At 65.1% G+C, this 20,725-nt stretch carries 19 protein-coding genes; 9 read left to right on the top strand and 10 right to left on the bottom strand.

Going from position 1 to position 20,725, the window contains the following annotated elements; translation table 11 throughout:
* Window positions 1-130 precede the first annotated feature (130 nt).
* Window positions 131-1,546, top strand: a complete 1,416-nt coding sequence (locus MPSD_RS04010; RefSeq protein WP_020788814.1) for an NAD(P)/FAD-dependent oxidoreductase — start codon at window positions 131-133, stop codon at window positions 1,544-1,546.
* A gap of 54 nt (window positions 1,547-1,600) precedes the next feature.
* Here the strand turns inward: MPSD_RS04010 and MPSD_RS04005 are convergent, their stop codons facing one another.
* From MPSD_RS04005 to purT, 3 genes are all read right to left on the bottom strand, one after another.
* Window positions 1,601-2,821: an O-succinylhomoserine sulfhydrylase gene (locus MPSD_RS04005; protein WP_174524080.1), complete on the bottom strand. Its 1,221-nt coding sequence runs from the start codon at window positions 2,819-2,821 to the stop codon at window positions 1,601-1,603.
* 105 nt (window positions 2,822-2,926) lie between these two features.
* The gene (locus MPSD_RS04000; protein WP_012392641.1) at window positions 2,927-3,355 is read right to left on the bottom strand and encodes a rhodanese-like domain-containing protein; all 429 of its coding nucleotides are present in this window, start codon (window positions 3,353-3,355) and stop codon (window positions 2,927-2,929) included.
* Window positions 3,352-4,689 (bottom strand): formate-dependent phosphoribosylglycinamide formyltransferase, encoded by a 1,338-nt coding sequence (gene purT, locus MPSD_RS03995; protein ID WP_086085176.1) that lies wholly within the window; start codon window positions 4,687-4,689, stop codon window positions 3,352-3,354. Before purT ends, MPSD_RS04000 begins: the two co-directional genes overlap by 4 nt.
* Before the next feature lie 333 nt (window positions 4,690-5,022).
* On the opposite strand from purT, the gene MPSD_RS30105 reads away from it, so the two are divergent.
* Window positions 5,023-5,154 carry a hypothetical protein gene (locus MPSD_RS30105; protein WP_015354378.1) on the top strand — a complete coding sequence of 44 codons (132 nt, stop codon included), beginning with the start codon at window positions 5,023-5,025 and terminating at the stop codon, window positions 5,152-5,154.
* An 8-nt stretch (window positions 5,155-5,162) separates the two neighbouring features.
* Window positions 5,163-6,497: a PPE family protein gene (locus MPSD_RS03990; protein WP_174714231.1), complete on the top strand. Its 1,335-nt coding sequence runs from the start codon at window positions 5,163-5,165 to the stop codon at window positions 6,495-6,497.
* A gap of 367 nt (window positions 6,498-6,864) precedes the next feature.
* Here the strand turns inward: MPSD_RS03990 and MPSD_RS03985 are convergent, their stop codons facing one another.
* On the bottom strand, window positions 6,865-8,067 hold the full coding sequence (locus MPSD_RS03985; RefSeq protein WP_420811854.1) for an ISAs1-like element IS2404/ISMul1 family transposase: 1,203 nt from the start codon (window positions 8,065-8,067) through the stop codon (window positions 6,865-6,867).
* 119 nt (window positions 8,068-8,186) lie between these two features.
* Window positions 8,187-8,513 (bottom strand): FAD-dependent oxidoreductase, encoded by a 327-nt coding sequence (locus MPSD_RS03975; RefSeq protein ID WP_145987914.1) that lies wholly within the window; start codon window positions 8,511-8,513, stop codon window positions 8,187-8,189.
* Window positions 8,514-9,279: 766 nt separating this feature from the next.
* On the opposite strand from MPSD_RS03975, the gene MPSD_RS03970 reads away from it, so the two are divergent.
* Window positions 9,280-10,335, top strand: a complete 1,056-nt coding sequence (locus MPSD_RS03970) for an alpha/beta hydrolase fold domain-containing protein (protein ID WP_020788819.1) — start codon at window positions 9,280-9,282, stop codon at window positions 10,333-10,335.
* Here MPSD_RS03970 and MPSD_RS03965 read toward each other — a convergent pair.
* Together MPSD_RS03965 and MPSD_RS03960 are read right to left on the bottom strand one after the other, a co-directional pair.
* Window positions 10,332-10,991 carry a PaaI family thioesterase gene (locus tag MPSD_RS03965; protein WP_036426956.1) on the bottom strand — a complete coding sequence of 220 codons (660 nt, stop codon included), beginning with the start codon at window positions 10,989-10,991 and terminating at the stop codon, window positions 10,332-10,334. The two genes, MPSD_RS03970 and MPSD_RS03965, sit on opposite strands and share 4 nt — an antisense overlap.
* Window positions 10,988-12,286, bottom strand: coding sequence for an adenylosuccinate synthase (locus MPSD_RS03960; RefSeq protein ID WP_012392636.1), 1,299 nt, complete (start codon window positions 12,284-12,286; stop codon window positions 10,988-10,990). The genes MPSD_RS03965 and MPSD_RS03960 overlap by 4 nt, the downstream gene beginning before the upstream one ends.
* A gap of 95 nt (window positions 12,287-12,381) precedes the next feature.
* Here MPSD_RS03960 and MPSD_RS03955 point away from each other — a divergent pair, with 95 nt between their 5' ends.
* Genes MPSD_RS03955 through MPSD_RS03945 form a run of 3 tightly spaced genes read left to right on the top strand, consistent with a single transcriptional unit; the run spans window position 12,382 to window position 14,817 of the window.
* Entirely contained in the window at window positions 12,382-13,059 is a 678-nt protein-coding gene (locus MPSD_RS03955) for a hypothetical protein (RefSeq protein ID WP_020788821.1), read from the top strand.
* Window positions 13,060-13,069: 10 nt separating this feature from the next.
* Entirely contained in the window at window positions 13,070-13,849 is a 780-nt protein-coding gene (locus MPSD_RS03950; RefSeq protein WP_020788822.1) for a site-2 protease family protein, read from the top strand.
* A 44-nt stretch (window positions 13,850-13,893) separates the two neighbouring features.
* The gene (locus tag MPSD_RS03945; protein ID WP_011740736.1) at window positions 13,894-14,817 is read left to right on the top strand and encodes a cation diffusion facilitator family transporter; all 924 of its coding nucleotides are present in this window, start codon (window positions 13,894-13,896) and stop codon (window positions 14,815-14,817) included.
* Window positions 14,818-14,846: 29 nt separating this feature from the next.
* Here the strand turns inward: MPSD_RS03945 and MPSD_RS03940 are convergent, their stop codons facing one another.
* The 3 genes from MPSD_RS03940 to MPSD_RS03930 form a co-directional block, all read right to left on the bottom strand.
* Window positions 14,847-15,821, bottom strand: a complete 975-nt coding sequence (locus tag MPSD_RS03940; protein ID WP_086085829.1) for a sulfotransferase domain-containing protein — start codon at window positions 15,819-15,821, stop codon at window positions 14,847-14,849.
* A gap of 416 nt (window positions 15,822-16,237) precedes the next feature.
* The gene (locus MPSD_RS03935) at window positions 16,238-16,996 is read right to left on the bottom strand and encodes a methyltransferase domain-containing protein (RefSeq protein ID WP_020788825.1); all 759 of its coding nucleotides are present in this window, start codon (window positions 16,994-16,996) and stop codon (window positions 16,238-16,240) included.
* Window positions 16,997-17,219: 223 nt separating this feature from the next.
* Window positions 17,220-17,633, bottom strand: a complete 414-nt coding sequence (locus tag MPSD_RS03930) for a DUF3151 domain-containing protein (protein WP_036427538.1) — start codon at window positions 17,631-17,633, stop codon at window positions 17,220-17,222.
* A gap of 150 nt (window positions 17,634-17,783) precedes the next feature.
* On the opposite strand from MPSD_RS03930, the gene MPSD_RS03925 reads away from it, so the two are divergent.
* A complete protein-coding gene (locus MPSD_RS03925; RefSeq protein WP_011740742.1) occupies window positions 17,784-18,599 on the top strand; it encodes an Rv0361 family membrane protein in 816 nt (271 codons plus the stop codon).
* Between the two features lie 914 nt (window positions 18,600-19,513).
* Window positions 19,514-20,716, top strand: coding sequence for an ISAs1-like element IS2404/ISMul1 family transposase (locus MPSD_RS03915; RefSeq protein ID WP_420811868.1), 1,203 nt, complete (start codon window positions 19,514-19,516; stop codon window positions 20,714-20,716).
* Window positions 20,717-20,725 lie beyond the last annotated feature (9 nt).

Here is a 20,725-nt window from a genome sequence, read left to right as displayed (position 1 = left end):
CACGGGCGCGACTATCGCGCCCAGCATCGGCGGACGCCGCGGCCAAACGATCGACGTGGCCACGGCGGAGTCGTACGGTGTACATGCGCCGCAGTGATCACCACGGCTGACGGAGAACTGAAGGAGGACCATGACGCCCCCATCCAGCGAATCCTCGGCCGCAGGCAGGCGCCATCACGTCGTCATCATCGGAAGCGGATTCGGCGGACTGAGCGCGGCCAGAGCGCTCAAGCGGGCCGACGTCGACATCACCCTCATCTCGAAGACGACCACTCATCTGTTCCAGCCGCTGCTGTATCAAGTGGCCACCGGGATCTTGTCCGAAGGTGACATCGCCCCGACCACGCGGCTGATCCTGCGCAGGCAAAAAAACGTGCGGGTCTTGCTGGGTGAGGTCATAGGCATCGGCCTGAACGCGCAGACGGTCACCTCGAAGTTGATGGACATGACGATCGTGTCGCCCTATGACAGCCTCATCGTGGCGGCCGGCGCGCAGCAGTCCTACTTCGGCAATGACGATTTCGCCATCTTCGCCCCCGGCATGAAAACCATCGATGACGCGCTGGAGCTGCGCGGCCGCATCCTCGGCGCGTTCGAAGCCGCCGAAGTCGCCACCGATCACGACGAGCGCGAGCGGCGCCTGACCTTCGTCGTGGTCGGGGCCGGGCCCACCGGTGTCGAACTCGCCGGAGAGATCGTGCAACTCGCCGAGCGCACCCTGGCCGGGGCATTTCGGACCATTACCCCCAGCGAATGCCGGGTCATCCTGCTGGATGCCGCGCCAGCGGTGTTGCCGCCCATGGGCCCGAAGTTGGGCCTTAAGGCGCAGAAAAAGCTGGAAAAGATGGACGTCGAAATTCAGCTCAACGCGATGGTGACCGCCGTCGACTACAAAGGCATCACCGTCAAGGACAAGGACGGAACCGAGCGCCGCATCGACTGTGCGTGCAAGGTGTGGGCGGCGGGGGTGCAGGCCAGTCCGCTGGGCAAGATGATCGCCGAGCAGTCCGATGGAACCGAGACGGACCGCGCCGGACGCGTGATCGTGGAACCCGACCTCACCGTCAAGGGGCACCCGCACGTCTTCGTGATCGGCGACTTGATGTCGGTACCCGGCGTACCCGGGATGGCCCAGGGCGCGATCCAGGGAGCGCACTACGCCACCAAGACCATCAAGCAAGCGGTGAAAGGTCACGACGACCCGGCCAACCGCAAGCCATTCCAGTATTTCAACAAGGGCAGCATGGCACTTATCTCCCACTACAGTGCCGTCGCCAAAGTCGGCAAGGTGGAGTTCGCCGGCTTCATCGCCTGGCTGGCATGGCTGTTCCTGCATCTGCTGTACCTGGTGGGCCACCGCAATCGCGTCGCCGCCGCGTTCTCTTGGGGGCTAGCCTTTTTGGGCCGCACTCGCGGTCAGATGGCGATCACCAGCCAGATGGTCTACGCCAGATTGGCGATGCGCTATCTTCAGGCGCGGACCGAAGAAGACGCGCTGTCGGCGGCCGAACACGCCGAACAGGCCGAGCAACGGGCGACCGGTTGATGCGGCGAAATTCGCCCTAGCACAACGGCTTTAGCGGGTGCATCCGCGTTGCCGCTAGCCGAGTGCCTGATCAATATCGGCGATCAGATCCTCGGCGCCCTCCAGCCCGACCGAAATGCGCACCACTGCGTCACCGAGCCCGATCGCGGCGCGACCCTCCGGGCCCATCGCCCGGTGCGTCGTGGTTGCCGGGTGGGTGATCAACGATTTGGTGTCGCCGAGGTTATTGGAGATGTCAATCAATCTCAGCTTGTCGAGCACTTCGAAAGCGCGCCGCTTGGCCGCACTTTCCGGGGCGTCGAGTGCAAACGTCACCACGGTTCCGCCGCCAGACATCTGACGCTTGGCCAGGTCATACTGCGGATGTGAGGGCAGATACGGATAACGCACCCATCGCACCGCGGGGTGGCCCTGCAGAAACTCGGCGATGCGCAGCGCCGAGGAATTACTATGCCGAACCCGAATCGCAAGCGTATCAAGACCTTTGAGTAGAATCCAGGCGTTGAAAGCGCTGAGCGCCGGACCGGTGTGGCGCATCAGCTTCTGCACCGGCCCATCGATGTAGTCCTGGCCGCCAAGAATGGCACCGCCCAGCACCCTGCCCTGACCGTCGATGTGCTTGGTACCCGAGTACACCACCACATCGACCCCGAGCGGAATTCCCTGCTGCAGCAGCGGAGTAGCAAAAACGTTGTCCAGCACAACTTTTGCGCCCGCGGCATGCGCCAGCTCGGTCACCGCGGCGATGTCGACCAGCGATTGCATCGGGTTGGACGGCGTTTCGAAGAACACCGCCTCGGTGGGCACCGATAGCGCTTGCTCCCACTGCTCGAGGTCGTCACCGTCAACGAACACCGTTTCCACGCCCCAGCGCGGCAGGATCTCGTTGCACACCACAAAGCACGACCCGAACAGACTGCGAGACGCCACCAGCCGGTCGCCCGCACCCAGCAGCGCACCCAGAGCGGTGAATACCGCTGCCATACCGCTGGCCGTGGCGAACACGGCCGGAGCTGCTTCGATCAGCCGAAGGCGTTCTTCGAACATGGCCACGGTCGGATTGCCGTAGCGCGAGTACAAAAAGTGGTCGAGTTCGCCGGCGAACGACTGCTCGGCCATCGCGGCCGACTCGTATACGTAGCCCGAGGTCAGATACAGCGCTTCGGCGGTCTCGTCGAATCCAGACCGCAACATGCCCCCGCGCACGCCGATGGTGGCCTGGCTGACGCCATCGGGCAACTTCCGGGGATTCTTGGGCCGCTCGGCCTCTGGCACCGACCGATCGTCGGTCACGGGCGCAGTCCTGCGACACAAGCCGTCGTCGGCATCGCCAGCATCGGCAGCGCCTCCACGTACTTGTCGACGCAGGTCATCGCGGCTTCATCCCTGCCGCCAGGGCAAGCCGACCGCCCGCCAGCCCACCACACCTCGATGCCCCTGGGCGTCCAGGTGTCCTTCGAACCCGTCCAGCACGTTGTAGGCCGGCGTGATCCCCGCCGCGGTCGCGGCTTCTGCGGCGCCGATCGAGCGGGCGCCGGAGCGACACAGGAAAACGACGGGCCGCTCCCCCTCCGCGGTGGAACCCGCTGGCGCGACGGCATCCTGCAGTTCGGTGAGGAAGTCCGCGTTGGGCCTACCGTCGAGAGTGCTCCATTGGATGTAGATCGCGTCCCGGCCAAGGCTCGACAGGTCCGGTACGCCGACGAAATGCCACTCGGCGGTGGTGCGCACGTCGACCAGCACCGCCGCAGCGTTGTCGCGCAGCATCGTCCAGGCCTCGAGCGGCGTGATATCTCCCGCGTAACTCACCCGCGTGAGTCTCGCACATTCAGCCGGTGCACGACCTCGCGGGCGCAATCGCGAGCGACAGCGACATCGGGTGCGGTGGCCAGTGCCACGCCGAGGCCGGAGGAACCGGCACGCGGACGCCCGAACACCCGGACATCGCTTTCGGGCACGGCGAGTGCCGCGGCCAGCGCATCGGCGCCCGGCACCGGACCAACGGTCGCCGCACCGATCAACCGAGCGGCACCGGGTGACACCATCAACGTGTCCGCCGCAAAGCCCAAGATCGCCCTTGCTTGCAACTCGGAGACAGAAAAGCGCTGGCTAAGCAGGGTAACCCGCGCGGTATCCCTCGGGAATGGTTGGACGTCGACAAAGTAGACCTCGTCGCCGTTGACCATCAACTCGACACCGAAAACCCCACATCCCCCCAGCGCCTTGACGATGCGGGCGGCGATCGACTTCGCCGCATCGAGTGCGGCCACACTCACCTTCTGCGGCTGCCAGGATTCCTGGTCACCACCGTCGCCACCGTGGCCGATGGGTGCGCAGAAGTCGATGCGCGGACCTTGCGGCCCCTGGCTGCACACCGCGATCAAAGTGACCAAAAACTCGACCTCAACCTGGGTCTCGGCCCACACCCGGGGTGGGGCTCCCGCAGGCCCGCCCGCGACAGCCCGCGCCCAGGCGGCCTCCACTTCGTCGGGCCCACGGACCAAAGACCGCCGCGGACCGTCGGCGCCGGCTACCGGCTTGACGAGCAGCGGGTAGCCCACGTGTGCGGCGACCGCCTCGAGCCCGCCAAGGGATCCGACGAACCAGAACGGCGCGGTGGGCAGGCCGAGCTGGTCGGCGGCCAGCTTGCGCAGGGCCTCGCGATCGCCAGCAAGCCGGACACACCGGGCGCTGGGCACCAGCCCGATCGACCCGCCTTCGGAGGGCGCGCGGTCAGCCAGGGCGTCGAGGGCAGCGACGCTCACCGCGTCGGTAAGCGGCACCACAAGATCCGGCCGTAGCCGCGTGAAGACCACCTTCAGCTCGTCGGCATCGGTCATCGCCACCACCAGCGCCTGATCGGCGACGCGGCGCGCGGGCGCATCGGCGTCTGTGTCAACGGCGATCACCTCGGCTCCAAGGCCCTGCAGCGCGATCGTCAGCTCGCGGCCCTGCTCGCCACCTCCCAAGAGCACGACCCGAGGCCTGACGTGGACGTCGGCTTCGGCTCGCCGTGGTGTCCCAACGGGCGGAACCGCGATGGTGGTCGTCTTGTCGCCTTCGGGAGCGTTGGCGCCTTCGGTCGCCGGGCGTTGATGCTTGCCGATGGCTTCGTCGTGTCCTTCGGTCAAGCCGTCAGTCACCAGCTCACCCTCTCGCTCGGAATTTCATCCCTGCCGCTCAAGGATAGGGGCGCCAGATGGAGCAGCGAACGGCGCTAGGACTCCTCTACCAGAGGGCTCTATAGGAGAACGGCGCTTCCGTGCTCATTTTTTGACAAATTGTGTAACTCTGCAAACAGCTCGCTGTGTAACTTGGCCATAAGGAGGTGGGGGCGAGTGAGCGACGAGCGATGGTCCGAGGTACCCGAAATCTGACGGCCGCAGGCGCGGACTGAACCGGTCAGCGCGGCCCCATCCGATTTCAGCGGCAACGGGGGCCTTCGCGGTCCCACCCAATCCGTCGAGGAGAAGCCGATGTTCCTGACGACGCAGCCTGAGACGCTGGCACCAGCCAACGTCGCTCGGGTCGTCACCGACGCGGCTTCCCACGCCCAAGACGCCGTCGCCGGCGTCGCCGCGGCCAGCCGGGGAGGTAGGCCGCAATGACCATGGGGATGGACTTCGGGGCGCTGCCCCCGGAGATCAATTCCGCCCGGATGTATGCCGGTCCGGGCTCGGCCCCGCTGGTGCAGGCGGCCCGGGCCTGGGGGCGGCTGGCAAACGAACTGAACGCCACGGCCGCCTCCTATTCTTCGGTGATCGCCGGGCTTGGCGCCGCTGACTGGCAAGGCCCCTCGGCACTGTCAATGGCGGCCGCCGCGGCCCCCTATGTGGCGTGGATGCGGTCCACCGCCGCACAGGCCGAGCAGGCCGCGGCCCAAGCCATCAGCGCCGCCAACGCCTACGAGTCCGCGCACGCGGCGATCGTTCCTCCTGGCCAGATCGCGGCCAATCGCAGCACCATGCTGTCGTTGGTGCGGAGCAACATTTTCGGGCAGAACACCCCGGCGATCGCAACCAGCGAAGCCGACTACAGCGAAATGTGGGCCCAGGACATCGTCGCGATGGACGGCTACGCCGGCACCTCGGCGGCCGCGACGGACTTGGCACCCTTCACCTCGCCACCTGCGACAACCACCGGGACCGAAGCGCTCAGCGCGGCCACGGTGCCGGCGGCCGCCGCCGCTGCCGCACCGGCGGAAACCAGCATTTTGCCCCTCCTCCAGTCGTTCCTGCCCGCCCCGTTCAACGCCATACCAAACCCATTCGAGGACCTCGACCTGCTGGTCCTCGCAGCCGTGGTGGTCTCCCTGGGCGCCTTGGGCGTCTCCGCGATTCAGCTCGGCGAGGTGTACCGCCACGACATCGTCGACGAAGACGAGAACGCTCCGCTCTGCGGCGGGGAGTACGACGAGCTACCGGCCGCGGGCCTGAGGAACCCGGACCGAGACGCCATCACCACACCGGGCGGGCAACGGCCGGCGAGCCCGCCGTCGCCGCCGGTGGCTGCACTTTCGGGCTACTCGGCCAACATCGGCGGACTCTCGGTGCCACCGGCCTGGAATCTTCCTCCGGCGGTGCGCCAGGTGGCGGCGATGTTCCCCGGCGCAACCCCGATGTATCTGACCGGCGGGTCCGATGGCCAATACACCGGTATCGCGGCGGCGGGGATAGCCGGGGCCAGCCTGGCCGGTTTTGCCGCCCGGGGCAGCGGTTCGGCACCCGCGCCAACCACGGGAGCGCCATCAGCGGGCGGCGGTGGGGCCGCGGCGGCCGCCAGACCGGCCGCGAACACCCCATCGGTTCCGGCCGCCGCCGCCGCGGCAAACATTCCGGGGTTGCCCTCTGGTCTACCGCCGGGGGTCGTCGCCAACCTGGCGGCCACCCTGGCGGCAATTCCCGGAGCGACCATCATCGTGGTTCCGCCCGATCCGAACGCCGCCCAATAACCCCACCGCGACGGCCGGCGACCGGCCCGAACTGCCGCACGCCCGTCACCAACTTCGGTTGCGGGCTTGCAGATAGTTGTCAATTACGGTTGCCTACTCTAGCGAGCGTCGCTAATATACATAGCCGGGTGCGCATGTGTGCATGCGTAATCCGTCCCTATAAAATAGATTCGCTATGCATTTATGTGCCGGAGGCATGGTTGCCTGACATTGATTCATGTCGTCGGGGCCAGCCGAGTGCACCGTCAAGCGCGCGAACGACCGCGTCCAGTGGACCGCAGCGTCCAGATGCGAAGGAGTACCGGAGTACCAATGCCCCGAAAGAGCGCAACGTTTCGCAAAGTACCCAGGGCTCCGGCGTTGTTGATTAGCAGGCTTGTGAGCTGGGGAATTGTGGATTGAGGAGGTCTAGGCGGCGGTTGGCGGTCAAAGCGGTGATCCGGCAGGCTTCGGCGATGTTGTCGGCGCCGTTGAGGCGGTGCAGATTGATCGCGGTGTTGCGTAGCGTTGCTAGGACCTGTGCGCCGTTTCCGGTATGTGCCCTTTGACGGTCTTCGTCGAAGGTGACGTCGCGTATCCAGTGCAGGCTGTTCTCGATTCCCCAGTGTTGACGCATCCAGGTCATGATCGCGGTAGGGCGGGCGTGCTCGAACGGCAGGCTGCAAATGGCATAGACCACCTCCACGCTGCGCTGGTCGGTGGCGGTGATCAAGCGTTCACGAGTGATCCGGATGATTTGTTTTGCGTAGGGGAAGCCGATTCCTCGTGCAGCGGTGATGATTTGCAGGGTGCGGGTCTCGACACGGCCGTGGCCGCGGGAGTCGTCGGTAGCGGCTGCGGGCACCTCGGCCCAGGGCAGCGCGGTGATACGCGCAAGTATTTTGGCTTGGTTGGACTTGACGATCATCAGGTAGTGCGACTTCAAGGTGGCGCAGATCAACTTCGCGGTGACGACCTGGGTATGCATCGCATCCACGGTGACCAGCCACCGCAAGCTACCCGGCAGCAGCGTGAGCAGGGCACGTACGCAGGGAATTTCATTGCTTTTCTCGGCGACAGCGAGTTGACCGAGCACCAATCGGGCACGGTGGGCGAACACCGACACGAGATGCGTGGCTGTCGCTTTGGCGCGTAAAGCACCACGCAGCATCTTGCCGTCCAACGCGATCGGCACCAATCCACTGGGGTCGCTGCTGGCCACGTGTGCAGTGAAGTAACTGCCCATCCTGGCGTTGAGGTCGGCGGGGTCTAGCCGAGACAAAACAGCGCGGAAGGTCTTCTCACTGGGCCGCCGGAACCGGACCCCTAATTGGGCCAACACATCATCGGGAGCGGTGGCCGCCCATGTGGCAAAACCAGCATAGCCGCGCATCCCCGCGGCAGTGGCCAGAACCGCGATCGCCAACAAAGCCATCAGCGAATACCTCCGACCGCGTGGGCCCCTCGGGTCTGGCACCGAGGCCAACACATCGAGAAACTCCGATCCGATGAGCTCGCTGCGCTCACCAGGACTCCAGCGGTCGAACACCTCTGGAACCGACGACACACGCAATACTGAAACGGTAGGCACGGGCAACTCCAGACCAACGACGAACAGTAACCAACTCGATCGTTCTCCAGATAGCCCGTGCCTACACTCCGGCCCCAATAGCGCGGCACCAAAGATCATCAACCCAGCTCACAAGCCTGCTAATCAACAACGCCGGAGCCCTGGTCATCTGTTCCAACCCCATCCAGTCGGCCGATTTGAGGTCGACAGCCAGCGCCGCCTCGCTGCGCGGAAAGGTGGGCACGCGGTAGCGGTCCGCGAGCGGCCAACACATTGGGGTACTGCGGTGTGATGACGACGGCACCCAGGTCGTAGTCGCGACCATCGACTTCGACCGAGCAAGCCTTGCCCCCCACCTGTTGCGCGCCTTCGAACACGGTGACGTCGTCGTAGCCGCGATCTCGCAACCGCACCGCGGCACTCAGTCCGGCGGCTCCGGCGCCGACTATCGCGATCCGCTTGGTCATGATGCATCCGCCGCGGTACCGGTGGGCCCCGCCAACGTCGGCCGACCGGGAGGGCGCAACGGCATTGACGATTTCCTCTCCAAGGATCTGACGCTCAGCCCGGATCGGTTGATCCGCGACGACGGGGCCGAGCCGATCTCGGCACCAGCTACATTTAGCATCGCTAAAAATTCGTGTACAACTCGCATTTAAAACGCGGGGAACTTGCCGTCGGCAATTGCGAGAACATCGACGTTGTTGCTCATTTTCTTTCGGTGATCCGCCGCCGGAGCCAAACCTGATGTCGCCAATACTCGCCGCCCGCTCGTAGCACCGCCCGCCGAATTTGGCCCGAATTGTTCAACCATCCGCTCGGGACAGCTCGCGGGAGACACCACCACCAGAGGGTGTCCGCGGATCGCCAGAGCCCGGACCGGACTCCGGGCCCAGCCGCCCTAAAGTTGGCCTTTGGCTACATAATCCGCACAGCACGTCTACTCGGATGGCACGCCACCGCCGTGGGACGTGCGGCAATCCCGGCGACCCTAGCTGGCGAGCGGCGCCCGAGCCGGCACCCCCCGCCGCGCCACCGCGACCGCGTTGACCAGCCGTTCCGCCGCCGCGCGCGGCGCCCAGAAATGCGAATAGAACGCGATCGAGAATTTGTGTTATCCATAGCGCTCTAGAAACATCCGAACGATGGGTCTAGAGGGAGTATTGACTGCCGACATCAATTGTTGTGGCAACGATTCTTGCGGAAAGAACAACAACGCGTGAAGTGTCACGAGTGACCACATTTGACAAGCTATTCGGCCCGCCGTACGACGCGATTCGCCCGCGTCGGAATCGACGTGTGGGGCGCAGAGCTGCGAGCGGCCACGGTGCCCACGTCGAGGTCGTCGAGTCCGGCCCCAGTATCGCTGCCCGGGTGGTCTCGCTGGCATCCCGACTGACGGTCCGCCCGGTTATTGCGGTCGCTAGCCACTTCCCGCACCTACCGTGGCCGTGGAGCCTGGTCGATTTCGCGCTGCTGCCCATCACCTGGGCATCGGGCATCATCGGGGAAAGGGTGAGCCTGCCAAATGCCTCGGGACATCTGGTCCGCGCGTCGGGCGTGCCACCGCCAGACGGCAGCCGTCGGGTAGTCCTTTACATGCACGGCGGCGCCTTCCTGAAGGGTGGAATTCACTCGCACGCCAGGCTCGCCGGCACGCTGTCAAAATTTGCGGACTCACCTCTTCTGGTCGTGAACTATCGGCTGGTGCCCAAGCACACGGTCGGGATGGCGCTCGAGGATTGTCATGACGCGTACCTGTGGCTGCGGCTGCGCGGACATGCCCCGGAGCAGATCGTGCTGGCCGGCGATTCTGCGGGCGGCTACCTCGCGTTTGCCTTGGCGCAGCGCCTGCGAGCACGCGGCGAGGAACCGGCCGCCCTGGTGGCAATCTCACCACTGCTGCAGCTGGCAATGCGGTCCAAGAAGGCCCATCCCAACATCAAGTCAGACGCGATGTTTCCGGCCAGGGCGTTCGATGCGCTGGTCGCCATCGTTGCGGGCGCTGCCGCCCGCAACGAAACCGCCGGCCGGCGTGAAGAAATCTACGAGCCGCTCGAACACATCGCCCCCGGCCTGCCCCCTACCCTCATCCACGTCTCTGGGGCCGAAGCGCTCTTGCACGACGCACGGCTGGCCGCGGGCAAGTTGGCGGCAGCGGGGGTTCGGGCCGAGGTTCGCGTCTGGCCCGGCCAACTGCACGACTTCCAGGTGGCCGCGCCGATGCTGCCCGAGGCGACGTACAGCCTGCGCCAGATCGGCGAGTACATCCGCCAGGCGACGGGCTAGGGCTGGTCCGGTAGCAGTCGCACCATCAGACCGTTGGCTTCGGCCAACAACACCTCGTCGGCGTCGACCAGTTCCGCGGCCACGAACGCCTTGCGGCCCTCGGTGCGGGTGACCCGCCCACGCACCAGCAACGGGGTATCGATCGGGGTGATCCTGCGGTAGTCGACGTGCAGGAAGGCGGTTCGGCTAATGGGCCGTGCCGCCGCGTGCGAGATCATGCCGAACATGTGGTCAAACAACAGCGGCAGCACGCCACCGTGCACCGCCGAGTTGCCGCCGACATGGAATCGGCTGAACGATCCCCGCATTTCCACACCGTCGGGGGCGTAGCGGGTCAATGTCCACGGTGGCAGCAGCAGGCTGCCCATGCCGGGCAGATCGGGTGTTCGCCCGGCGGGCCCTTGTCCCTCATCGGCCTGGAACGGACCGAGCAGGCTTGCCAGTGCGTCGGCCTGCTCGGCGGCTTGGTCCCACACGCCGTCACCGGGATCGGCAGACACGGCCAGATCCTGCAATCGGCGCATCGCTGCCACGAATCGGCCAAAGCCAGGACCGGGGCTGGCGGGTGCGTACTCCGGGAACCCGCCGTGATGCTCGTATTCGGGATCGACTTCTTCCCCGGATCCTTCCGATCCGAGCGAAGAATAATGGGTCACGCGCGTTCCTGCAGGATGTCCCGTCGAACGATGGTCTGGTCCCGTCCGGGACCGACACCGATGCACGAAACCGGCGCTCCGGCAATCTCTTCGAGCCGCAGCACATAGTCGCGGGCCTTGGCCGGCAGGTCGTCGAATTCGCGTGCCGCCGAGATGTCCTCCCACCAGCCCGGTAGCTCCTCGTAGACCGGTTTGGCACGGCACAGATCGCTTTGGGTCATCGGCATCTCACTGGTGCGTTTGCCGTCGATCTCATATCCGACGCACACCGGCACCGTTTCCAGGCTGGAGAGCACGTCGAGTTTGGTCAAGAAGTAGTCGGTGATGCCGTTGACCCGGGTGGCGTAGCGCGCGATGACGGCGTCGAACCAGCCACAGCGGCGGCGCCGGCCGGTGGTGACGCCGAATTCGCCACCGGTCTTGGACAGGTATTCGCCGCTCTCGTCGAACAGCTCGGTGGGGAACGGGCCGGAGCCCACCCGGGTGGTGTACGCCTTGAGAATCCCCAACACCGTGCGAATCCGGGTGGGTCCGATGCCGGAACCAACGGCAGCCCCGCCGGCCGTCGGATTGGAGGACGTCACGTACGGGTAGGTGCCGTGGTCGACGTCGAGCAGGGTGCCCTGGGAACCTTCCAGCAACACCGTCTCGCCGGCCTCCAGCGCGTTGTTGAGCAGCAAGCGAGCGTCGGCGATGCGATGGCGGAAACCCTCGGCCTGCTCCAATAGCGACTCGACCACCTGGTCCGGATCCAGCGCCTTGCGGTTGTAGATCTTGACCAGCACCTGGTTCTTGAATTCGAGGGCCGCCTCGACCTTGTGCGCGAGCTGGTCGGTGTCGAGCACATCGGCCACCCGAATGCCCATTCGGGCGACCTTGTCCTGGTAGCACGGGCCGATACCGCGACCGGTGGTCCCGATTTTCTTGCTACCCATGTAGCGCTCGGTCACCTTGTCGATGGCCACGTGGTACGGCATCAGCAGATGCGCGTCCGCGGAGATCAACAGCTTGGAGGTGTCGACCCCGCGATCTTCCAGCCCTTTCAGCTCGCTGAGCAGGACCCCTGGGTCTATCACGACTCCGTTGCCGATCACGTTGGTGACCCCCGGCGTCAGCACGCCGGACGGAATGAGGTGCAACGCGAAGTTCTCGCCGGAGGGCAAGACCACGGTGTGCCCGGCGTTGTTACCGCCCTGGTAGCGCACCACCCACTGCACCCGTCCACCGAGTAGATCGGTGGCTTTACCTTTGCCCTCGTCGCCCCACTGGGCTCCGATGAGGACGATTGCCGGCATGACGCGCTCCCTGGTCTCACGGGTTAAGCCCGCTTGTTTTATTGTGTTCCAGCCGGTGACCTACCCTACCCAGGAGGTCAGGAGGAGCTTCAAGAATGGGCAGCAATATGGGGGTGAAATCGGCCGCGAACACGCCAAGCATGGCGGTACTGGTGTTCGATGGTCAAGCCGTGCCCGCCGCACTGACCGGCCTGCCGGCCCATCAAGTCGGCGATTCCGCCTCCATCGACGCCGCGCTGGCCGCCTACCCACGGCTCGCTGTGATCGGCGGTGATGCCGACCTGGCCGCGATGCTGACCCGGCTACTGCGGACCGACCGACTCGACATCGAGGTGGCCTATGTGCCGCGCCGGCGCACCACAGCGACCCGGGTGTACCGGTTGGCCGCGGGACGCCGCGGCGCATGGCGCGCCCGGCGCGGCAGCGCGGGGCGGGTGCCGCTGATTCGCGACGAAACCGCGACGGTGATCGTCGGCCGCGCCCGCTGGCTACCCGCCGATGACGAGCAGACGATCCACGGCGAGGCGGTCGTCGACGACAACACGCTGTTCGACGGCGACATTGCCGGTGTCTACATCCAGCCGACGCTGGAGCTTCCCGGCCTGCGGGCCGCCTTGCACGAGCGCAGACCATGGCGACGTTGGATTGGCGGACGCGCCGCCCAGCTGGGCACCAGCGGCGCCCGAGTGATCCGCGACGGTATCCCGGCACCCCGGGCCGTGCGGCGCTCCACGTTCTACCGCAACGTCGAAGGCTGGCTGCTGGTCCGGTAGCTTTCGACCGGTGAGCGAAATGGGCCTGCACGAGTCGGTGCGACCCAGCCCGATCTTTCTGGGCCTGGTCGGGCTGACGACAGTTGGAGCGGCGCTGGCCTGGCTGGCGGGATCCAGCGTCCGCCCCTTGGCGTATGCCGGGGTGTTCGTCTTCGTCATCGCCGGCTGGCTGGTCTCGCTATGCCTGCACGAGTTCGGGCATGCGTTCACCGCCTGGCGATTCGGTGATCATGACGTCGCGGTGCGCGCTTACCTGACCCTGGACCCGCGGCGCTACAGCCACCCCGCGCTGTCGCTGCTGTTGCCGATGGTTTTCATCGCGTTGGGCGGAATCGGACTACCGGGTGCCGCGGTGTACGTGCGGACGTGGTTCATGACGCCGACCCGGCGCACCTTGGTCAGTCTGGCGGGGCCGGCCGCCAACGTGGTGCTGGCGGTGTTGCTGCTTACCGCAACCAGATTGTTCTATGACCAGGACCACTGGGTGTTGTGGGCCGGAGTGGCGTTCCTGGGTTTTCTGCAGATCATGGCGGTGGTGCTGAACCTGCTGCCGATCCCCGGTCTGGACGGCTACGACGCATTGGAGCCCCATCTGAGCCCACAGACTCAGCGCGCGCTGGCACCCGCCAAGCAATTTGGCATCTTCATCCTGCTGTTCTTGCTCTTGGCGCCGGTACTCAACCAGTGGCTGTTCGAGTTTGTCGGTTGGGTCTTCGATTTTTCCGGGGTGCCCCATCTACTGGCGATGGTCGGCAACTCGCTGACCCGCTTCTGGAGTCAGTGGATCTGACCGCGGTTGCAATATATGCATAAGTAAGCATATATTGCTCTGCCATGGGCGCTGGACACAATCACACCCCCGCTACGGCCTACGCCTCACGGATGATTCCCCGGATGGTCTGTGCGGCGACGATCCTGGCGATGTTTTTCGTGGTGGAACTGACCACCGCATGGCTGATCAATTCGATCGCGCTGCTCGCCGATGCGGGCCACATGCTCACCGACGTGGTCGCGGTGTTCATGGGACTGGCCGCCGTCATCCTGGGCAGGCGGGGCAGCTCGTCACCAAACCGCACCTACGGCTGGCATCGCGCCGAGGTGTTCACCGCGGTCGCCAACGCGGCGCTGCTCATCGGGGTCGCGCTGTTCATCGTCTATGAAGCGATCGATCGCCTGCGCGAGGCGCCCTCGGTGCCCGGCCTGCCGATGATCGTGGTGGCACTCGCCGGCCTGTCCGCCAACATCGTGGTTGCGCTGCTGCTGCGTTCGCACGCCGATAGCAGCCTGGCGGTCAAGGGCGCCTACATGGAAGTGGTCGCCGACACCGTCGGCAGCCTCGGTGTGCTGGCCGCGGGCGTGGTTACGGTCACGACCAGCTGGCCTTACGCGGACGTTGTGGTCGCCGTGCTGGTCGCGCTGTGGGTGGCACCGCGGGCGGTCTCGTTGGCCCGCGCCGCGCTACGAATCCTTTCCGAATCCTCGCCGAGACATATCGACGTCGACGAGCTTCGTTCGGCGCTGCGCGCCGTGGACGGCGTGACCGAGGTGCACGACCTGCATGTGTGGACGCTGGCCCCCGGCAAGGACATGGCTACCGCCCACCTGACCAGCAGCGCGGACTCCGCGCGGGTGCTGCACGACGCGCGGGCCGTGCTCTCCGACCGTGGGCTGCACCATGCCACGGTCCAGATCGAGCACACCGCGGGCATCCAGGAATGTCCCGATAGCTGTTCGGACGCGGTGCCCGCGATCGGCTGAGCCAAGCGGGCCCGCTTCGGCCAGCCTGCCTACCCGACAGCGGGGTCGCGGGCGTGCCGACCGCCGTGCGCCCAGGCGGCCAAATCCGGCGGAGCCAGTGCGGCGACACGCTCCTCGTATCGCTGTTGCTCAGCCCCACAAAGGATCTCCCGCCACTCACCCCGACCCCCCGCCCGAAAGAAGCGCTCGTTACTACGCCACACACCGTCTGTGGCGTTGGGAGCGAAGTCGAAAGCGCGCTCCCGCATGGCATCCAGCGTGGCGTAGGCGGCCAGCTTCCGGGCGCGAGCACACCCCAGCTCAATACCGAGCACCTCGGCCAGCCGGATCAGCTCACCCACCAAATCCGCTTGATAGTCGGCAAAGTGGAACATGGCGACGTTGGGCAGATGGCGCCGCTGCCAGAGCGAGCCGAAGTGATGCAGGATGGCGGCCAGGGATCCGATCTCGGTAGGCGGCCGAAACCGCATCTCCGACGACGGCACGGCCGCCGCGTCCATCCAGCTTCGGAACGCCTCAATCCGGCCAGGGGCGCAATCCAAGGTGAGCCGGAAGTCGGCGCCTGACTGAACAAATCGCTGGTGCGGCATCGCCGTCACTTCGGGGGTCCGCAATGCGCTGGCTTCCACGTTGGCCCACTGGAACAGCTCCGATACCGCGGCGTCACGCGGATCGCGGCCCACACCGATGTAGGTAACCCGATCGTCGAGCACCAGACCATCCAACGGCGTGTGAGTCTTGATGAACCGGCGATGCCGCTGCGCATCCAGGGCCCTCACCACATCCTCGATCGGGCGAATCGTCTGGTCGAGCCACGGTGACACCCTCGACATTGGCGCCGGCAGCTGCGGGCCGTTGAAGACGAGCAGTGAGACCAACCGCTGGGTCCAAGTCACGCCGCATTTCCACGGCGCGGAAATGACGATGTCGCCCTCGCGCAGTTCAAGCGCGTACCAACGCAGGTTGTCGCTCATCAACGAGCGGTACAGGACAGGTCCGGCCATCTAGGGCAACTTCTCTCGATCGTGGCCCCACTCGCCACGAAGCATTTGCGCTGACTTGTTGCCGATACCGACGGGATGTGAGCCCAACTTGCCCACATCCCGTCGGATCGGCGTCTCACTGTGCCGGTCAGAAGCCAACTCTCACTCGGTGAGTTCGTTGGCGCTGAACACGTAGCACGAGTGGGTGCTCTCTTTCTCGCAGAACAACACTTCGTGGGACATACCCTCACCTCCTGTCGGTGCTCGACGATGCACGTCGGCGCAGCCTATATACAAAAACGTATGGTTGTCCATACGAAATAGTTCGTACCAGGGCAGTGGAGGCAGCACCCGACGGGCGACGATGCCGCAGGAGAGGCCGAGATGGGCTTGCGCCCTTAGTGATTCAGTTGCCGTCGGCAACCCGCCGACCGGCCTTAGAGCGGCTTGCGAGCCTCAATGAGTGCCCGGGTTGAATGTGTGACAAACGAGCCTTCGGACTGGATATGGTCGTGCAGCGCCCGCAGCTGATCGTGGTAGCACTCGACGGTGAAGTCCGGCAGAAACCAGATCACCTTTCGCAGAAAATAGATGACGGCCCCGACGTCGAAGAACTCCACCCGAAGCCGCTCGATCCGCATATCGACGATCTCGAGGCCGGCGCCGGTGATTTCCGTGCGCACCCGGTCGGCGTACTGATCGGGCCGGCCGTGCTGTCGCGGCCCCAGGAAATGCTCGCGCAGGCTCCACAACGTGGCAGGCCCGACGTGCTGGGCAAAATACGTGCCACCCGCCTGCAGCACCCGGGCGACCTCTCCCCAGCACAGGTTGGACGGGTGACGGCTGGTCACCAAGTCGAACGCGGCGTCCGTGAACGGCAACGGCGGCTTGTCACCGGTGGCGACCACCACCACACCCAACGGATGCAGCAGCTTGGTGGCCAGAGCCGCGTTGGGCGGCCATGATTCGGTGGCGGCCATGGTGGTCGGGAAGTTGCCCGCACCGGCTAACACCTCGCCGGCGCCGGTTTCCAGGTCCAAGGCGGCCGTCGCGTTCGCCAGACGCTGACCTAGCAATCGTTGATAGCCCCATGACGGTCGTTCTTCGGTCGCGCGGCCAACCAACCAAGAGAAGTCCCAGCCCGCCACGGGCACTGACGTAGATTCGGCCACCAGATCGTCGAACGTTCTTGCCACGCCTCACGTTATCAAGGCTTCTCAGGGCTTCGGGGCTCCTTATTGGATGGCGAACCGCACGAAGGGTGCCGCGAAGTGGCTTCGGTGCATGACACACGGATGCCCGCGAAGCGGCTAGCGTCGCCAAGCTCGGAAGTGTCGGGATAACGCCTGGGCCCGGTTCGCAGCCTCGACGGCCGGCGCCAGTTGGCCAGCAAGCCGCCCAGCAAGCAGAGTTGCTCGCCTAGAACCCGAGCACCGAACGGGCCGTCGGGTCGCAATCGTCGAGCAGGTCCAAACACCGCCGGTACTCGTCGGTCTCGCCGATGGAGTCAGCGGCACGCGCCAGAGCGGCCACGCACCGCAGGAAGCCTTGGTTGGATTCGTGCGCGTAGGGCACCGGCCCGAAGCCTTTCCAGCCGTTGCGGCGCAACTTGTCCAGGCCACGGTGATAGCCGGTGCGCGCGTACGCGTAGGCGGTGATGACCTTGTCGTCGTCGAGCGCCTCCTCGGCAAGCGCCGCCCAGGCCACCGACGCCGACGGATGGGCGGCGGCGACGGTGGCGGGACTTTCGTCTGCCAGCAACTTCTGCTCAGCCTCACTGTCGGGGGGCAGCAGAATAGGATCGGGCCCCAGAAGATCACCCATCGACGTCATGGGCGTCATTTTGCCAACCGCTTTGGGCGTGGCCAAACCCGCCTGCCTGGCCGCCACTCAAACGGTTCCTAGCTCGGCAATCACCCCAAGCGGGGGTAGGGTCGCTAAGCTCCAACCTACCCACTCAATAGCGGGAGGAAAGCAGCACTCATGCCCAACGCACCCGAGCCCGACCGCGACGGGACCGAAACCAGGGACGCAGCGGCCGGGGAAGCAGGCACCGAGAGCTTTCCCCTGATCCCCGATGACACTGAAACCGAGACTGTGGTCATCTCCAAGGCTGATCCCGTTACCGATCCCGAACCGTCAGGCGCGGACGCGCAACCTGAGCGGCGCTTCACCGCGCCAGGCTTCGACGCCAAGGAGACCCAGGTCATTGCGACCGCACCCGAGCCGGCCACCGAGGTGTTCCAAACCCACCAAGCGCCGCCCGCTGGCCCACCGCCAATCGGCATGCCACCGAAAACTGCGGTGCCGCAATCGATCCCGCCGCGCGATAGCGGCAGACCGGCTGCCCTGAAACAGCGCAACTGGGGCTGGGTACTGGCAATTGTCGTGATCGTGTTGGCGTTGGCGGCGATCGCCATCCTGGGCACCGTCCTACTGACCCGCAACAAGCACCCGAACGTGTCCCAGGAAGACCGGGTGCGCCAAACCATCCAGCACTTCGACGCCGCGGTGCAGACCGGCGATCTAACCGCTCTGCGCAGCATCACCTGCGGTACCACCCGCGACGGCTATGTGGACTACGACGAACGCTCGTGGGACGAAACCTACCGCCGGGTCTCAGCGGCCAAGCAATATCCGGTCATCGCCAGCATCGACCAGGTCGTGGTCAACGGCCAGCACGCCGAGGCCAACATCACCACCTTCATGGCCTACGACCCGCAGGTTCGTTCGACGCGCAGCCTTGATCTGCAGTTCCGCGATGATCAGTGGAAAATCTGCCAGTCACCGAGCAGCTAGTAGCGCACGCCGCAGCTTCCACCGGGCAACAATTCTCCCGCTCGACCCGCCTGCGCTTCGCGCAAAATCTGTTGCACTGCAATAACTTTCAAATATGACCGCGGTTAGCACTGGCCCCGGGTGCGCCAGCGCGCATTTTCCAGGTCCAACCATTTGTGGCCAATTCCCGGACTCGATCAAGAACAGATTCGCCGCGGGGGCTTTCGGCGGCGACCGGTTGCACTGTTCGTCGAGGAACCACGACTCCCCCGAGGCATTCCCCATCCAGCCCCATCCAGCGGGACCCACGTCGCACCGGCCGCGCCGGGCAAGCTGCGTCCCGCCAGGATTGAGGCGGGCTTCACGACGGTAAAAGGCGCGCAGTGATCCGCTCGCAATGACCTCGACTATTCGTTTACCACCGCCGGGGGTCTACCCTGTGAGTCGCGGCGGCTACTGCATATTCGGATGTCTCCACAAACACCGAAGAATGCCGCGGTCACCGCCCCCCATCAGTGCAGACATGCCAGAACACGCGAACCACAGTTGCGGAACTAGCCGAACAATTGGCCCATTCGTTACCTGTAGTTTCGGGCTAGTTCCGGCCCGCACCACCCGTTCGTCAAATTGACGGAGTAGCTCGGTTTCCAGCGTGGGGGATCGACTGCTGCCGAAATGCGCCGACATGCATTCTGTGGCAGGGTGTTGGCGAATTGCCTGCTCCTGCGGGGATTTCGACCCGATTCGCTGTTCCAGGAGAGGCAGGTGAGTTTCACGTGAGCATCCACTACCCAGGGCTCCGGCGTTGTTGATTAGCAGGCTTGTGAGCTGGGTTGACGATCTTTGGTGCCGCGCTATTGGGGCCGGAGTGTAGGCACGGGCTATCTGGAGAACGATCGAGTTGGTTACTGTTCGTCGTTGGTCTGGAGTTGCCCGTGCCTACCGTTTCAGTATTGCCTGTGTCGTCGGTTCCAGAGGTGTTCGACCGCTGGAGTCCTGGTGAGCGCAGCGAGCTCATCGGATCGGAGTTTCTCGATGTGTTGGCCTCGGTGCCAGACCCGAGGGACCCACGCGGTCGGAGGTATTCGCTGATGGCTTTGTTGGCGATCGCGGTTCTGGCCACTGCCGCGGGGATGCGCGGCTATGCTGGTTTTGCCACATGGGCGGCCACCGCTCCCGATGATGTGTTGGCCCAATTAGGGGTCCGGTTCCGGCGGCCCAGTGAGAAGACCTTCCGCGCTGTTTTGTCTCGGCTAGACCCCGCCGACCTCAACGCCAGGATGGGCAGTTACTTCACTGCACACGTGGCCAGCCGCGACCCCAGTGGATTGGTGCCGATCGCGTTGGACGGCAAGATGCTGCGTGGTGCTTTACGCGCCAAAGCGACAGCCACGCATCTCGTGTCGGTGTTCGCCCACCGTGCCCGATTGGTGCTCGGTCAACTCGCTGTCGCCGAGAAAAGCAATGAAATTCCCTGCGTACGTGCCCTGCTCACGCTGCTGCCGGGTAGCTTGCGGTGGCTGGTCACCGTGGATGCGATGCATACCCAGGTCGTCACCGCGAAGTTGATCTGCGCCACCTTGAAGTCGCACTACCTGATGATCGTCAAGTCCAACCAAGCCAAAATACTTGCGCGTATCACCGCGCTGCCCTGGGCCGAGGTGCCCACAGCCGCTACCGACGACTCCCGCGGCCACGGCCGTGTCGAGACCCGCACCCCGCAAATCATCACCGCTGCACGAGGAATCGGCTTCCCCTACGCAAAACAAATCATCCGGATCACTCGTGAACGCTTGATCACCGCCACCGACCAGCGCAGCGTGGAGGTGGTCTATGCCATCTGCAGCCTGCCGTTCGAGCACGCCCGCCCTACCGCGATCATGACCTGGATGCGTCAACACTGGGGAATCGAGAACAGCCTGCACTGGATACGCGACGTCACCTTCGACGAAGACCGTCAAAGGGCACATACCGGAAACGGCGCACAGGTCCTAGCAACGCTACGCAACACCGCGATCAATCTGCACCGCCTCAACGGCGCCGACAACATCGCCGAAGCCTGCCGGATCACCGCTTTGACCGCCAACCGCCGCCTAGACCTCCTCAATCCACAATTCCCCAGCTCACAAGCCTGCTAATCAACAACG

The sequence above is a fragment of the Mycobacterium pseudoshottsii JCM 15466 genome (assembly GCF_003584745.1).
Lineage (GTDB): Bacteria > Actinomycetota > Actinomycetes > Mycobacteriales > Mycobacteriaceae > Mycobacterium > Mycobacterium marinum.
The sequence above is the reverse complement of the archived record's forward strand: the minus strand, read 5'-3'. Positions and strand labels throughout refer to the sequence as shown.